The following is a 13,933-nucleotide window of genomic DNA, read 5'->3' as shown; positions in this document are numbered from 1 at the left end:
CCAGCACCGGCCGGTATCCCGCTCCCTGACACCGGCCCGCGTGGGTGACGCCGACATTTCACCGACACGCGCGGTTCTGGCCCAACGGTAGAGGCGCTGGTTTCAGGGACCAGAGGATCGGGGTTCGAATCCCCGGAGCCGCACGGAGCCCTCGTAGTCCAACAGGTAGAGGCGTCCGGTCGAGAGCCGGGATGGTATGGGTTCGAATCCCATCGAGGGCACGCCAGGGGCGGCGCCGAAGCAGGAGAGTCGGGCCTGACTGTAACTCAGGTGCCCAGCGCTGAGTGGGTTCGAATCCCACCCGCCCCACCCGCGCGACGAGAACGGTCGCGAACGCGGAACGCCGTCCCCGAGCCACGGGGACGGCGTTCCGCAGCGGGCTATTTGTAGGTGATGTCGACCCTCAGGCGGGCCTCGTTCGAGACGACCGTTCGTCCGTCGTCCGCCCGGGTGCCGGACGCGGTGGCGGAGTTGTCGACATAGCCTCGGGACTTCTCCTTCAGCGTGACCTTGTGCGTGCCGTAGCAGGTGACCGACCGCCCCGGCGCCAGGGTGCCGGACGAGCACGACACGGTTCCCGTCAGCGAGTCGTGGACGGTGATCGCGTTGATCGGCACGTCGCCGTCGTTGGTGACGACGAACCGGTACCTGATCGCATCGTGGTCGTGCCAGGCGCTCATCCGGGCGTCGTGCCTGGGCTTCGCCTTCGGCCGGGCCTTGGCGTGGGGCCCCGCCGAGCCGACGAACCGGTCGAACCGCTTGACGAGGTGGAGGCTCGCGGATGTCTCGGCGCGGCGGATGACGACCGTGACGGGGTCGGAGGTGGACGGTCCGCACAGGCGGTCGCCCTCGTAGTGGGCGGTGATGACGTGCTCGCCGACGTCCAGGTCGCTGACGGTGAGGGTGGCCGTCCCGTCCTGGAGTTCGGCGGTGCCCAGCCGCACGCCGTCCGCCTCGAAGACGACGGTCCCGGTCGGGGTCCCGTCCTCGCATTCCACGCGTGCCGTCAGCGTCACCGGCTCACCGTGGGTCTGCTCTTCGGTCGAGGTCGTGAGCGTGGTCGTGGTCCCGGCGGCTTCGACCGGGACGACGGCCAGCGTGTGGTACTGGCCGGCCCCGATCGCCTGGACCCGGACACCCTGCGGCACGGCCGCCTCGACGGGCAGGACGGCGTTGGTGTTGCCACCGTCGCCGAGTTGCCCGTAGCGGTTGTAGCCCCAGGTCAGGACCCGCCCCTCGGACGTCAGCGCCACGGTGTGGTCGTCCCCGCCCGCGATCGCGGAGACGATGGTTCCGGGGGGGAGCTGAACGCGGATCGGCACGGTGCTGCGGGTCGTGGTGCCGTTGCCCAGCTGCCCGTAGGAGTTGTCACCCCAGGCGAGCATCTGCCCGTCCGACTCCAGGGCGAGGCTGAACCAGCCGTGCCCGCTGCCGTCGCCCAGCGAGGTGACCCTCGCCCCTTCCGGAAGCAGCACCCGGACCGGGACGTTCGTGCTGGTGGTGCTGTTGTTGCCGAGCTGGCCGTAGGTGTTCCACCCCCAGGACCACATCTGACCGGTGGACGACAGGGCGAGACTGTGGGCCGAACCACCGGCCACCGCCGTGAAGGTGACGTCCTCGGGCAGGGGCACCCGCACCGGCACGCTGCTGTCGGCGTAGTTGCCCGTCCCGAGCTGGCCCGTGTTGTTGTAGCCCCACGCCAGGACGTGTCCGGTCGACGTCACCGCCAGGCTGTGCCCGGCTCCGGCGCCTATCGCCGTGATCGTGGTGCCGTTCGGCAGGTCCACCGCGACGGGCGCGAGCCGGTCGGTGGTGCTCCCGTCCCCGACCTGGCCGAAGTCGTTGTAACCCCACGCCAGCAGCCGTCCCGTGGAGGTGAGCGCCAAGGTGTGGTCGTCGCCGGTGGCGAGGGCGGTCACGGTGGTGCCCGCGGGCAGGGCCACCGGGACCGGGACACGGCTGCCGTTGGTGGTGCCGTCCCCGAGCTGGCCGTTGGGGTTCTCGCCCCAGGCCCAGACCCGCCCGTCCGAGGTGAGGGCGACACTGAATCCGTAGCCCCCGCTGACCTGCTTGACCGAGGTGCCCGCCGGGAGCAGCGCCGTCACCGGGACATTGCTGTGCTCGGTGGAGTCGTTCCCCAGTTGCCCGAACTGGTTGCGTCCCCAGGTGAGGACCTGGCTCGGCTGGTCACCCGGTTGACGGCCGGGGGCCGCCGCCGCCGTACCCGCCCGAACACCCGCGAGCGCGAGCACCGTCGCCGCGGCGACCACCACGGCGACGAGGCGGTCCATGCGCGCTCGTGTTCGGCGCGACGTCCGATACGGCACCAGCCCGTGGTCATGGAGTGCCACGATTCCCCCAGTGAAGGCGACAAGCGCACGTGAAGGCGCGAGAGTCCAGGAAATCGACCGTAGCGGGCACCCGGTCTCTTGTTGATCAAGCGGCGCCCAAGCCGAGACCCTTTTCGCGGCGACCTCGCCCGAGCCCCTCAGCAGTGACCTCGCCCCTGACCTGCGCGCAGCGCCCGCAGGAGTCTTGTGTGAGCGCCTGCGGCACGACGCGGTTCGGCGCCGTCGCGGGGTGGACGTGGAGGTATGGCTGAACTAGTGTCTGGACATGTGTCCAGGGAAATGGCGACCGAGTCCACGCGGCGGCGGCTGACCTCGCGGCAGGCGGAGACCGTGCGGCGGTTGACCGAGGCCGCGGTGGAGGAGCTGCGGGAGGTGGGGTTCGACGGGCTGACCGTGCGGAACGTGGCGCGGCGGGCCGGGGTCGCGCCCGCGACGGCCTACACGTACTTCGCGTCCAAGAACCACCTGGTCACCGAGGTCTTCTGGCGGCGGCTCAGCGCGTTGCCGGAGGTGCACGGGGCACCCGGGCGCGGACGGGTCGTCGAGGTGCTGCGGGAGATCGCGCTGCTGGTGTCGGACGAGCCGGAGCTCGCGGCGGCCTGCACGACGGCGATGCTCGGCACCGATCCGGACGTCCGGGAGCTGCGCCTGAAGATCGGGGTCGCGATCCGGGGGCGGCTCCGGAACGCGCTCGGCTCGGACGACCAGAAGGTTCTCGGGGCATTGGAACTGGCCTATTCGGGGGCGCTCGTGCACGCGGGGATGGGTTACACCTCGTACGCGCGCGTGGCCGACCGACTGGAAGAGATGGCGGAGCTGATCCTGCCCGACTCCTAAGCGAGGTGGCGGCTGTGGACCCCTCCTACAGCCCGTACGACTATGCCGTCCACGAAGACCCCTACCCCCTGTACGCGGAACTGCGGGAGCGGGCGCCGCTCTACCGCAACGACGAACTCGACTTCTGGGCCCTGTCCCGGCACGCGGACGTCGCCAAGGCGTTCCGGGACTTCACGACCTTCTCCAGCAGGAACGGCGTCTCCCTGGAGCCGAGCGCCTGGGGGCCGTCCGCGCACCGGACGATGTCCTTCCTCGCGCTCGATCCGCCCACGCACACGCGCATGCGCGCGCTCGTCTCCAAGGGGTTCACGCCGCGTCGCGTCGACCGGATGAGCGCCGGGATACGTCAGTTGACCAGGCGTTACCTGGACGAGGCGCTGAGCGGTGGCGAGCGCGACTGGGTGGCCGACTTCGCGGGACGCCTGCCCATGGACGTGATCTCCCAGATGATCGGCGTGCCCGAGGCCGACCGGGACGAGGTGCGGCGGCTCGCGGACCTGGTCGTCCACCGCGAGGACGGCGTGCACGACGTCCCGCCGGCCGGGATGGACGCCGCGCTCACCCTCGCCGGCTACTACCAGGACCTCGTCGCGCACAAACGGGCGCATCCCGGCGACGACCTGACGTCGGCGCTGATCGACGTCGAGACCGACGGCGAGCGGCTGGACGACAAGGAGCTGGTCGCCTTCCTGTTCCTCATGGTGGTGGCCGGGAACGAGACGACGACCAAGCTGCTCGCCAACGCCCTCTACTGGGGTTCCCGCAACCCCGACGAGCTGCGGAAACCGTTCGCCGACCCGCGCCGCGTGGACGACTGGGTCGAGGAGACGCTCCGCTACGACACGTCCTCGCAGATGATCGGACGGACGGTCGCCAAGGACGTGGAGCTGCACGGCACGACCGTCCCGGCGGGCGAACGGGTGCTCCTGCTCATCGGGTCCGCCAACCGCGACCCGCGCGTCTTCGACCGCGCCGACGAGTACGACCTCGACCGCGACACCTCGCAGATGGTCAGCTTCGGCGGCGGGCGGCACTTCTGCCTCGGCGCGAACCTCGCCCGGCTGGAGGCGCGCATCGCGCTCACCGCGCTCCTGCGCCGGATCAGGGGGTTCGAGGTGGACGAGGCGAACGCGCGCCGCGTCCACTCGATCAACGTGCGCGGGTTCGCGAGCCTGCCGGTCCGATGGGACGTGAGGTAGATGGCCAGGTTCGAACCGCATCCGAGCCGGAGGCCGGCCGTGGTGACGGGCGCCTCGTCCGGGATCGGCGCGGCCACCGCGACGGCGCTCGCGATGGCCGGGCATCCCGTCGCGCTCGGCGCGCGGCGCGCGGAGCGGTGCGAGGAGCTCGCCGCGACGATCCGCGCGGGCGGCGGCGAGGCGTTCGCGCACCCGCTCGACGTGGCCGACGGCGACTCGGTCAAAGCGTTCGCGCAGGCGGCGGCGGAGAACCTGGGAGCGGTCGAGGTCGTGGTGTCCAGCGCCGGCGACCTCCACGCGCAGCGGCTGGACGAGCTCGACTCGGACGACTTCGCCGCGCAGGTCCAGGTCCATCTCGTCGGCGCGCACCGGCTGGTGTCGGCGTTCGCGCCCGGAATGGTCGCGCGAAGGCGCGGCGACATCGTCTTCGTCTCGTCCGACGTCGTCCGCTCACCCCGCACGCGGATGGGCGCCTACGTGGCGGCGAAGAGCGGCGTCGAAGGCATGGCCCGCCAGATGCAGATGGAACTCGAAGGGACGGGTGTGCGCGCGTCGCTCGTCCGCCCCGGTCCGACGTCCACCGGCATGGGCATGAACTGGGACGCGGAGACCACCGGCAAAGTCCTGGAGGAGTGGGTCAAGTGGGGACACGCGCGTCACCCCTACTTCCTGCGCCCCTCCGACGTCGCCGCGGCGGTGGCGGCGGTCGTCGGAATGCCGCGCGGCGCGCACCTCACGCTGGTCGAGGTCCAGCCGGAAGCCCCGCTGGAGGAGCGATGACGATCCCGATCGTGTCGGGCGGACCCGACCATCTCGAAGAACTCCGTCATGACCCGATCGCGCTGATGCGGCGCGTCCGGGACGAGTGCGGTGACGTGGGCGAGTTCCGGATCGGCGGTCGCCGCGTCGTGCAGCTGACCGGAGCCGAGGCCAACGAGTTCTTCTTCCGCGCCCCGGACGAGGACCTCGACCAGGCCGAGGCGTACCCCTTCATGACGCCGATCTTCGGCGAGGGCGTCGTCTTCGACGCGACGCCCGAGCAGCGCCGCGAGGCCCTGCACAACCAGGCGCTCAAGGGCTCCTTCCTCAAGGGCCACGCCGCCACCATCGCCGCCGAGGTCGCCCGGATGGTCGCGGACTGGGGCGACGAGGGCGAGATCGACCTGCTCGACTGGTTCGCCGAACTGACCATCTACACCTCGTCCGCGTGCCTCATCGGACGGAGGATCCGCGACCAGCTCGACCGCCGGTTCGCCGAGCTGTACCACGACCTGGAGCGCGGCACCGACGCGATCGCCTACGTCGACCCGTACGCGCCGATCGAGAGTTTCCGCAGGCGGGACGAGGCGCGGGCGGCGCTGGTCCGGCTCGTCCAGCAGATCATGGACGGCCGCGACCCGCACCCGCCGCGCGCCGACCGTGACCTGCTCGACGTCCTGCTGTCGATCCGCGAGCCCGACGGGACGCCGAGGTTCAGCGCCGACCAGGTCACCGGCATGTTCATCTCGATGATGTTCGCCGGGCACCACACCTCGTCCGGCACGGCCGCCTGGACGCTCATCGAACTGCTCCGCAATCCGGACGTCCTGCGCGACGTCACAGCGGAGCTGGACGGCCTCTACGCGGACGGACGCGACGTCAGCTTCCAGGCGCTCCGCGCGATCCCGCGCCTCGAAGCGGCGGTCAAGGAGGCGCTGCGCCTGCACCCGCCGCTGATCCTGGTGCTCCGCGTCGCGCAGCGCGAACTCGAGGTCCTGGGCCACAGGATCGAACGCGGGACCATGGTCGGCTGCTCGCTCGCCGTCTCCAATCGCATCCCCGAGGACTTCCCCGATCCGGACGCCTTCCGCCCCGAGCGCTACGCCGCCCCGCGCGAGGAGGACCTGCTCCACCGCTGGACGTGGGTGCCGTTCGGCGCGGGACGGCACCGCTGCGTCGGCGCGAACTTCGCGATGATCCAGCTCAAGGCGATCTTCTCCGTCCTGCTCCGGGACTGGGAGTTCGAGCTCGCCCAGCCGCCCGGGACGTACCGGAACGACCACTCGAAGATGGTCGTCCAGCTCGCGCGGCCGTGCGTCGTCCGGTACCGGAGGCGGCGATGAGGATCGAGGCCGACCTCGACCTGTGCCAGGGCCACGCGATGTGCGAGCTCGAGGCGCCGGACGTCTTCGAGGTGCCGAGGAGGGGCAAGGTCCGCGTCCTGGACCCCGAACCGGGCGACGAGCGGCGCGACGAGGTCGCGGCGGCCGTCCGGTACTGCCCGACGCGAGCCCTGCGGATGGAGGCGTGATGCCCGCGTTCCCCCGGACCGAACTGGACGCGATGGTCGAGCACTGGCTGGAGGCCAACCGGCGCTGCGAGGCGGCGGGGGACTGGCGTCCGCTCGCCGACCTCTACACCGAGGACGCCACCTACGGCTGGAACGTCGGCCCCGGCCAGGACTTCATGGCCGTCGGACGCGCCGAGATCCGCGACATCGCGCTCGGCGCGGAGATGGGCGGGCTGGACGGCTGGAGCTATCCCTACCAGGCGATCCTCGTGGACGAGCGGCGCGGCGAGGTCGTCGGCTTCTGGAAGCAGGTCGCCGACGCCCGGCGTCCGGACGGCACGCCGTACGAGGTCGCCGGGATCGGCGGAAGCTGGTTCCGGTACGCCGGGGACATGCGCTGGTCCTGGCAGCGCGACTGGTTCGACCTCGGCAACGTCACGTCCGTCTTCGTCGAGATGATGAAGGCGGGAGCCCTGTCGGACGGCATGAGACGCCGCCTCGACAGGGCCGCCGCCGGGGGACCGCTCCCCGGTTACTATCCGCACGGTGAGGCCCCTGTGTCGATGTGGTGAGTGATCCGTCCCCGGTTGAGGACGAGTCGCGACCCGGCGAACCGCGACCGCATCCGCCGGTCGTGCGTGACGATCACGAGCGCGCCCGCGTAGCCGGCGAGCGCGGCCTCCAGTTCCTCGACCAGGACGGGGGACAGGTGGTTGGTCGGCTCGTCCAGCAGCAGCAGGTCGGCCGGGTCGGCGACGAGCCGCGCCAGCTCGATCCGGCGGCGCTGCCCGTACGACAGCTCCCCGACCCGCCGTCCCAGGTCGGACGGCTCGAACAGGCCGAGCGACAGCAGGGTGTCGGCGTGCTCGTCCAGGTCGCCGGGCCGTCCGTGCGCGAACGCGCGGAGCACGCTGGTCGCGGGCGGCCACGGGACCTCGTCCTGCCGGAGGTGCCCGACACGCTGCGGCCGGACGACCGTGCCCTCCTCCGGCCGCAGCTCCCCGGCGAGCACCCTGAGCAGCGTGGACTTGCCCGCGCCGTTCGGCCCGGTGACGAGCAGCCGTTCACCCGGGCCGATCCGCAGCAACGGCACGTCCAGGCGCTCGCCGACGCGGACACCGGTCAGCACGGCGACCGTGCCGTCGCCCGCCGCCTTCACCTCGGCGGTGAACGACAGCGGTTCGGGCGGCGGAGCGACCGGATTCGCTGTCAGCCGCTCGACACGCTCCTTGGCGATCCGGATGCGGCTCATCGCGCCGTGCGCCCGTCCGCGTGCCCGGAAGGCGCCGTGGCCGAAGCCGGATTTCGCCAGCTTGCGCGGGATCGCGTCCAGGCGCGCCGCGTTCGCCGCGACCAGGCCGCCGTTCCGCCTGACCTCGTGCCTCCACTCCTCGTACTCGCGCAGCCGGCGGGCGCGCTCGGCCTCCTTGGCGGCCAGGTAGCCCGCGTACCCGTTGCCGTACCGGACGACCCCGCCGCCCTCGACCTCCAGGACGGTCGTGGTCAGCCGGTCGAGGAACACCCGGTCGTGGGTGACCGCGACGACCGTCCCGCGATGCGCGCGCAGGTGCTCCTCCAGCCAGGCGACGGCCTGGTCGTCGAGGTCGTTGGTCGGCTCGTCCAGCAGGAGCAGTTCGGGCGCGGCGGCGAGGACGCCGGCGAGAGCGAGGCGTGAGCGCTCGCCTCCGGACAGCGTGCCGAGCGCACGCGAGCGGTCGAGACCGGGCAGGCCGAGGTGGTGCAGCGCGACGTCCACGCGGGCGTCGGCGTCGTAGCCGCCGCGCGCCTCGAACCGTTCCTGCAGGTCGCCGTAGAGGGCGAGCTGGGACGGATCGTCCGCGAGCCGTTCCTCGGCGGCTCGCATCCGGGCTTCGAGCGCGCGCAGATCGGCCAGTGCGAGGTCGATCGCCTCCTGGACGGTCGCGTGCGCGGGCATCGCGAGCGTCTGCGGCAGGTAGCCGACACCGCCGTCCGCGACGACGGTCAGCTCGCCGTTGTCGACGCGCTCACGCCCGGCGAGCAGCCTGAGCAGGGTCGACTTGCCGGAACCGTTGTCGCCGATGACGCCGACCTTCTCGCCGGGCTTGACGGTCAGGTCGGCGTCGCGCAGGACGACGCGGTCGGAGTAGCGCTTGGTGACATGGCGAAGGGTGAGTTGCGCGGTGCGCAAGGAAGACTCCAGCGGGTTCTCTCTGATCGACGGGGACGCGTCGGAACACGTTCCGCGGCGGAGCCATGACGCTCTACGCGGCGGTCACGTGTCGATCAGAGAAAAATCAGCGAACCCACGCCCCGGACGTTAGGTGATCTTCGTGGCCGACGCAAGCGCGTTCTCGCCGGCCCCGGTCTCCCGGCGGCGCGCACCGCCGAAGCGGGCAGGGCAGATGCGGGCAGGGCAGATGCGGGCAGGGCAGAAGGGGCAGAGGTCAGATCTGGTTCTCGGGCTTGACCGGGATCGTGGCGGACACGGCCTGCCCGATCTCGATCAGGGTGTCCCCGGGCGGCGCGTACTTCGGCGGGATCGTCACCTCGACGTACGCCTGGCGGCCGAGCAGGGTCCAGGTGACCGGCCGGTCGTGCGGGTAGCCGTGCCACTTCAGCCCGTTGACCTCCATGAGCTGCTCGTCCATCCGGTAGGTGGACGGCAGCGGCACGCCGCAGCGCAGCGCGATCGCGGGGTCGCCCCATGCGGCGGTCAGCGGGGACTCGGGCGTGGTGTCGCGGCGCTTCAGGCCGTGCAGCGTCGCGGGCAGTCGCAGTCCCTCGCACAGCTTGACCGTCGCCGCGTCCGCCTTGGGGACGGGCACGCGCACCGCGCCCGCGCCGCAGGCGGTGACCAGCGGAGCCAGGGCCAGCAGGGAGAGACCCGCCGCACCTCGGCGCACGGCCGCGCGGAACCGGGACGGGCCGCGCGGGGCCGCCGTCACCGCCGCGGACGGGCCGCGGACGACCGTCCTAGATGTGGACGATCGGGCAGGTGAGCGTCCGCGTGATCCCCTCGACACCCTGGATCTGGGCGACGACGAGCTTGCCGAGCTCGTCGACATTGCGCGCCTCCGCTCGAACGATCACGTCATAGGGGCCCGTGACGTCCTCCGCCAGGGTCACTCCGGTGACGCCGCGGATCTGGCCCGCCACTTCCGCGGCCTTGCCCACTTCGGTCTGGATGAGGATGTAGGCCTGCACCATCACGTCCTCCCCGGGCGGAGATTCAACGTCGGACGGTCACCGTATCGTGTTACGCGCCGCCACGGGCGACCGGGGGCCGCAGAGCGGATAAACGGGGGAGAGCGGGAGAAACGTGGAGAGCATCGGCGACCTCGGCGAGTTCGGGCTGATCCGCAGGGTGACCGGGCGGCCCATGGCCGCCGACGTGCTGCTCGGCCCCGGGGACGACGCCGCCGTGGTCGCCGCCCCGGACGGACGCGTCGTCGCCACCACCGACGTCCTCGTCGAGGGGCGCCATTTCCGGCTCGACTGGTCGTCCCCTTATGACATCGGCCGAAAGGCCGCCGCGCAGAACCTCGCGGACGTCGTCGCGATGGGCGCCCGGCCGACGGCCCTGCTCGTCGGGTTCGGCGCGCCCGCCGAGACCCCGGCCGCGTGGGCGCAGCGGCTCACCGACGGCATCGTGGAGGAGTCCGCGCTCGTCGGCGCGTCCGTCGCGGGCGGCGACACGGTCGGATCGCCCACCATCACGATCGCGGTGACCGCGCTCGGCGACCTCGGCGGCGCCCCGCCCCTCACGCGGTCCGGCGCGCGTCCGGGCGACGTGGTCGCGGTCCGGGGCCGGCTCGGCTGGGCCGCGTCCGGGTTGCACCTGCTCCAGCACGGCCTCGACGGCCCGGCCGAGCTGGTCGCCGCGCACCGCCGTCCGCAGCCGCCGTACAGCGCGGGTCAGGAGGCGCGGTCGCTCGGTGCGACCGCGATGCTCGACGTCAGCGACGGCCTCCTGCAGGACCTCGGGCACATCGCCGAGCGCTCCGGCGTCGCGATCGACGTCACGGCCGCCGCCGTCCCGCTGCCGCCGCCCCTCGCCGCGTCCGCGGCGGGACGGGCCGCCGCATCCCGTGGCGAACCGCCGACGATGCATCAAGAAGGTAAAACCTCGCCCGAAACGGCGGCGGACGACGCCCGGACGCCGGATCGTCTCCACCTGGCGCTGACGGGCGGTGAGGACCACGCGTTCGCCGCGACCTTCCCCGCCGGGACCGGTCTCCCACCCGCGTGGACGGTCGTCGGACGGGTCGCCGAGGGCTCCGGGGTGACCGTCGACGGGAGCGTTCCAGCCGTCCGCGGCTGGGACCATTTCCGCGGTTAGGCGCAGGTTGAACGGGGTCGAACCGCACCCGGGGGTTTACTCGTCCGGTAGGCATGCTTGGTGAGGGTTTGGTATACATCCTGTGATCGAAGAGGGATGGGATGGGACGACACACCAGACTCGAGGCGCCCGAGGACGAGGCCCAGCCGATGCCGGCCGGGCCCTCTCCGGGCCCTCGGTGGAAGCAGCTGGTCGAGCACGTGCCGTTCCCGTTGATGCCGCTCGTCGCGCTCATGCTCGCGGTCGGCGTCATCGTGCTCGCCTACAGCACGCAGCAGATATCGCTGAACTTCAACAAGTCGCCGCAGGCGGCCACCCCGCAGGACGCGAACGGTCCGAGCGACGGCACCATGTCGCAGCGCTCGCCCGGCGGGAGCCACGCCAGCCGCGGCGCCGGGCGCTCCGACCTCACCGTCGCGTTCCGCGTCGCGTCCCGCACCTCCGCCGGGTTCCGGGGCATCGTCACGATCAGTAACCACGGGTCGAGGACCGTCCCCAAGTGGGCGCTCGCGTTCCGGGTCCCCGGCGGCACCGTCCGCGCCGTCGGCGGCGCGACCGTCGTCAAGACCGGCCGGGTCGTGCACGTCCGCAGCCGCGCCGGCCAGGCCCTCCCGCCGGGCGCCTCGCTGCGCGTCACCTACACGTCCGTCGGCCCGGTCGCCGCGCCCGTGGACTGCCTCCTCAACCGCGAGCCCTGCGTCCGCGCCTGACCCTGCCCGAGGCCGCGCCTGTTCCGGTCCGGGGCCGCGCGCCGCTCACCCCACCCCGCGGACCCGCGCACCCGTCCACCGTCGCGTCGGCGCTCGCCCGGACCCGTGCGCACCCGCCTGCTGACGCGTCCGCCCACGCTCCGAACCGTGCGAGGCCGCCTGCCGCCGCGTCCGCCCTGGTGATCACCACGGGCGGCGATTGCCTAGAGTGGGCGGCATGACGTCCCACCAGCCAGGTCAGGCACCTCCGCTCGTCCTCACCGTCGCCGGCTCCGACTCCGGCGGCGGCGCGGGGATCCAGGCCGACCTGAAGACCATGCTCGCCAACGGCGTCCACGGCATGAGCGTCATCGCCGCCGTGACCGCGCAGAACTCCCTCGGCGTCCAGGGCTACTGGGAACTGCCCCCCGAGGCCGTCCGCGCCCAGCTCGACTCGGTCCTGTCCGACATCGGCGTGGACGCGGTGAAGACCGGGATGCTGGCCTCGAAAGCGCTGGTGGAGCTGGTCTCCGAGGTGCTCGCGGACGTCTCCGCGCCGGTGGTCGTCGACCCGGTGGGCGTGTCCAAGCACGGTGATTCGCTGCTCGCCGGGGACGCCGTGGACGCCGTCCGGACGCGGCTGCTGCCCGTCGCGACGGTCGTCACGCCCAACCTCTTCGAGGTCGAGCAGCTCACCGGCGTCAAGGTGGTGGACGAGTCGGGGATGCGCGCCGCCGCCGAGGCCGTCAAGGAGCTGGGCCCGGAATGGGTCCTGGTCAAGGGCGGCCATCTCCCCGGGGAGCCCGCGGACCTGCTGTTCGACGGCACCGAGGAGTACCGCTTCACCGCCGAGCGCCACGACAACCGGCACACCCACGGCACCGGCTGCACCCTGGCCTCGGCGATCGCCTCGAACCTGGCCAAGGGCGAGCCCGTCCCCGAGGCCGTCGAGAAGGCCAAGCAGTATGTGACCGGGGCCATCGCGGCGGGCTTCCCGCTGGGCACGGGCATCGGCCCCGTCCACCACGGCTGGCACCTGCGCCACGCCTGATCTTCGACAGCCCTGGACCCCGGCCGCCTCAGGAAGGCCGGGGTCCAGGGCTCACAGACCCGCGCCGGGCGAAGAACCACCAAGGGAAGACCCGGCGAAGCGCAGACCCCGCCGAGCGAAGACCGCCGACCGGGCGGAGGAACGCCGACCGAGCGAAGACCGCCGACCGAGCGAAGACCGCCGGGCGCGGCGTCACCGGGCAAACAGAAACCGGCCGAAGGGTGAACCCCTCGGCCGGTCTCCGAAGTCCGGAAAGGATCAGACGGTCGGCTTGACGACCTTGCCCGCCTTGATGCAGGAGGTGCAGGCGTTGATCCGCTTCGTGCTGCCGTTCACGACGGCGCGCACGCGCTGGATGTTGGGGTTCCAGCGGCGCGGGGTGCGGCGGTGCGAGTGGGAGACGCGCATGCCGAAACCGGGTCCCTTGCCGCAGACGTCGCAGACGGAAGCCACGGGAAACTCCAAGTTGGGTGTCGATGCTCTGGACCGGACCGCCTCTGGATCGGTGACAGACACCGGAGGCGCATCCTGACAAGCGCCCCGGGACGAGGCGCACGAATCAGAGTAGCCCAGGGTTCGCCCGATAGGCGAATCGGCCTGCGGATTCGGCCCGCCCCGGCTCTTCCCCGGACCGTCCCGCGGTGTTCCCAAGGACGCGCCGCCACGGTAGACCGGTGTTCTCCGGAAAGCGGCACGGCCGACGGGAGCGGGTGTGGGCGAGGTCCTCGACGGCGCGGCGGTACGGCGCTGGTGCGGTCTGGCGGCCGAGGCGCTGGGCCGGACCCGCGCCGAGATCGACGCGCTGAACGTCTTCCCCGTCCCGGACGGCGACACCGGCACGAACCTGCACCTGACCGTCCTGGCCGCCGCCGAGGCGGTCGAGGGGCTGCCCGGGGACGCCGGGACGCCGGAGGTGTGGCGGACGATCGCCCGTGGCGCGCTGCTCGGAGCACGCGGGAACTCCGGGGTGATCCTCAGCCAGTTCCTGCGCGGGATGGCCGAGATCCTCGGCGGCCGGGGCGCTCCGCCGCCGGACGGCCGGGTCCTCGGCGAGGCGCTCGGCTACGCGGCCGTGCTGGCGCGGCACGCCGTCGAGCACCCGGTGGAGGGGACGATCCTGAGCGTCCTGGACGAGGCGTCCGCCGGGACCGGGGACGAGCCGACGCTGTCCGGGGCGGCGCGGGCCGCGGCGGACGGGGCGCGCCGGGCGCTGCGG

At 72.4% G+C, this 13,933-nt stretch carries 15 protein-coding genes and 3 tRNA genes; 13 read left to right on the top strand and 5 right to left on the bottom strand.

Annotation, left to right across the window (positions count from 1 at the left end; genetic code table 11):
• Positions 1-70 precede the first annotated feature (70 nt).
• The 3 genes from DZF91_RS20420 (at position 71) to DZF91_RS20410 (ending at position 309) form a co-directional block, all read left to right on the top strand.
• Positions 71-143, top strand: a tRNA-Leu gene (locus DZF91_RS20420).
• A 4-nt stretch (positions 144-147) separates the two neighbouring features.
• A tRNA-Leu gene (locus DZF91_RS20415) sits at positions 148-221 on the top strand.
• A gap of 5 nt (positions 222-226) precedes the next feature.
• Positions 227-309 (top strand) — tRNA-Tyr (locus DZF91_RS20410).
• Between the two features lie 71 nt (positions 310-380).
• Here the strand turns inward: DZF91_RS20410 and DZF91_RS20405 are convergent.
• Positions 381-2,291 (bottom strand): RCC1 domain-containing protein, encoded by a 1,911-nt coding sequence (locus DZF91_RS20405; RefSeq protein ID WP_117359058.1) that lies wholly within the window; start codon positions 2,289-2,291, stop codon positions 381-383.
• Positions 2,292-2,618: 327 nt separating this feature from the next.
• Between DZF91_RS20405 and DZF91_RS20400 the strand changes: the two genes are divergently transcribed.
• The 6 genes from DZF91_RS20400 to DZF91_RS20375 are packed head-to-tail and all read left to right on the top strand — an operon-like array spanning position 2,619 to position 7,228.
• A complete protein-coding gene (locus tag DZF91_RS20400) occupies positions 2,619-3,188 on the top strand; it encodes a TetR/AcrR family transcriptional regulator (RefSeq protein WP_235834438.1) in 570 nt (189 codons plus the stop codon).
• 14 nt (positions 3,189-3,202) lie between these two features.
• Complete coding sequence (locus tag DZF91_RS20395) at positions 3,203-4,387, top strand: cytochrome P450 (protein ID WP_199486754.1); 1,185 nt, start codon at positions 3,203-3,205, stop codon at positions 4,385-4,387.
• A complete protein-coding gene (locus DZF91_RS20390) occupies positions 4,388-5,167 on the top strand; it encodes an SDR family oxidoreductase (protein WP_117359055.1) in 780 nt (259 codons plus the stop codon).
• Positions 5,164-6,489, top strand: a complete 1,326-nt coding sequence (locus DZF91_RS20385; RefSeq protein WP_117359054.1) for a cytochrome P450 — start codon at positions 5,164-5,166, stop codon at positions 6,487-6,489. Before DZF91_RS20390 ends, DZF91_RS20385 begins: the two co-directional genes overlap by 4 nt.
• Entirely contained in the window at positions 6,486-6,677 is a 192-nt protein-coding gene (locus DZF91_RS20380) for a ferredoxin (protein WP_117359053.1), read from the top strand. The genes DZF91_RS20385 and DZF91_RS20380 overlap by 4 nt, the downstream gene beginning before the upstream one ends.
• On the top strand, positions 6,677-7,228 hold the full coding sequence (locus tag DZF91_RS20375; RefSeq protein ID WP_117359052.1) for a Cif family virulence factor: 552 nt from the start codon (positions 6,677-6,679) through the stop codon (positions 7,226-7,228). Before DZF91_RS20380 ends, DZF91_RS20375 begins: the two co-directional genes overlap by 1 nt.
• Here the strand turns inward: DZF91_RS20375 and DZF91_RS20370 are convergent.
• From DZF91_RS20370 to DZF91_RS20360, 3 genes are all read right to left on the bottom strand, one after another.
• Complete coding sequence (locus DZF91_RS20370) at positions 7,192-8,826, bottom strand: TlrC/CarA/OleB/SrmB family ABC-F type ribosomal protection protein (protein ID WP_117359051.1); 1,635 nt, start codon at positions 8,824-8,826, stop codon at positions 7,192-7,194. The genes DZF91_RS20375 and DZF91_RS20370 overlap by 37 nt on opposite strands.
• 256 nt (positions 8,827-9,082) lie before the next feature.
• Positions 9,083-9,583 carry a DUF3515 domain-containing protein gene (locus DZF91_RS20365; RefSeq protein WP_235834437.1) on the bottom strand — a complete coding sequence of 167 codons (501 nt, stop codon included), beginning with the start codon at positions 9,581-9,583 and terminating at the stop codon, positions 9,083-9,085.
• A gap of 28 nt (positions 9,584-9,611) precedes the next feature.
• The gene (locus tag DZF91_RS20360; RefSeq protein WP_117359050.1) at positions 9,612-9,845 is read right to left on the bottom strand and encodes an Lrp/AsnC ligand binding domain-containing protein; all 234 of its coding nucleotides are present in this window, start codon (positions 9,843-9,845) and stop codon (positions 9,612-9,614) included.
• Positions 9,846-9,957: 112 nt separating this feature from the next.
• Between DZF91_RS20360 and DZF91_RS20355 the strand changes: the two genes are divergently transcribed.
• From DZF91_RS20355 to thiD, 3 genes are all read left to right on the top strand, one after another.
• Positions 9,958-10,977, top strand: coding sequence for a thiamine-phosphate kinase (locus tag DZF91_RS20355; protein ID WP_117359049.1), 1,020 nt, complete (start codon positions 9,958-9,960; stop codon positions 10,975-10,977).
• Between the two features lie 101 nt (positions 10,978-11,078).
• Positions 11,079-11,687, top strand: a complete 609-nt coding sequence (locus tag DZF91_RS20350) for a cellulose binding domain-containing protein (protein ID WP_117359048.1) — start codon at positions 11,079-11,081, stop codon at positions 11,685-11,687.
• Between the two features lie 217 nt (positions 11,688-11,904).
• The gene (gene thiD / locus DZF91_RS20345; protein ID WP_117359070.1) at positions 11,905-12,717 is read left to right on the top strand and encodes a bifunctional hydroxymethylpyrimidine kinase/phosphomethylpyrimidine kinase; all 813 of its coding nucleotides are present in this window, start codon (positions 11,905-11,907) and stop codon (positions 12,715-12,717) included.
• Between the two features lie 258 nt (positions 12,718-12,975).
• Here thiD and rpmB read toward each other — a convergent pair whose 3' ends face one another.
• On the bottom strand, positions 12,976-13,170 hold the full coding sequence (gene rpmB, locus DZF91_RS20340) for a 50S ribosomal protein L28 (protein ID WP_030164391.1): 195 nt from the start codon (positions 13,168-13,170) through the stop codon (positions 12,976-12,978).
• A gap of 259 nt (positions 13,171-13,429) precedes the next feature.
• Here rpmB and DZF91_RS20335 point away from each other — a divergent pair.
• Positions 13,430-13,933 (top strand): DAK2 domain-containing protein (locus tag DZF91_RS20335; protein WP_117359047.1); only part of this gene is annotated, 504 nt, incomplete at its 3' end.

It is taken from the genome of Actinomadura logoneensis (assembly GCF_003428695.1).
Taxonomy (GTDB): Bacteria; Actinomycetota; Actinomycetes; order Streptosporangiales; family Streptosporangiaceae; genus Spirillospora; species Spirillospora logoneensis.
The sequence above is the reverse complement of the archived record's forward strand: the minus strand, read 5'-3'. Positions and strand labels throughout refer to the sequence as shown.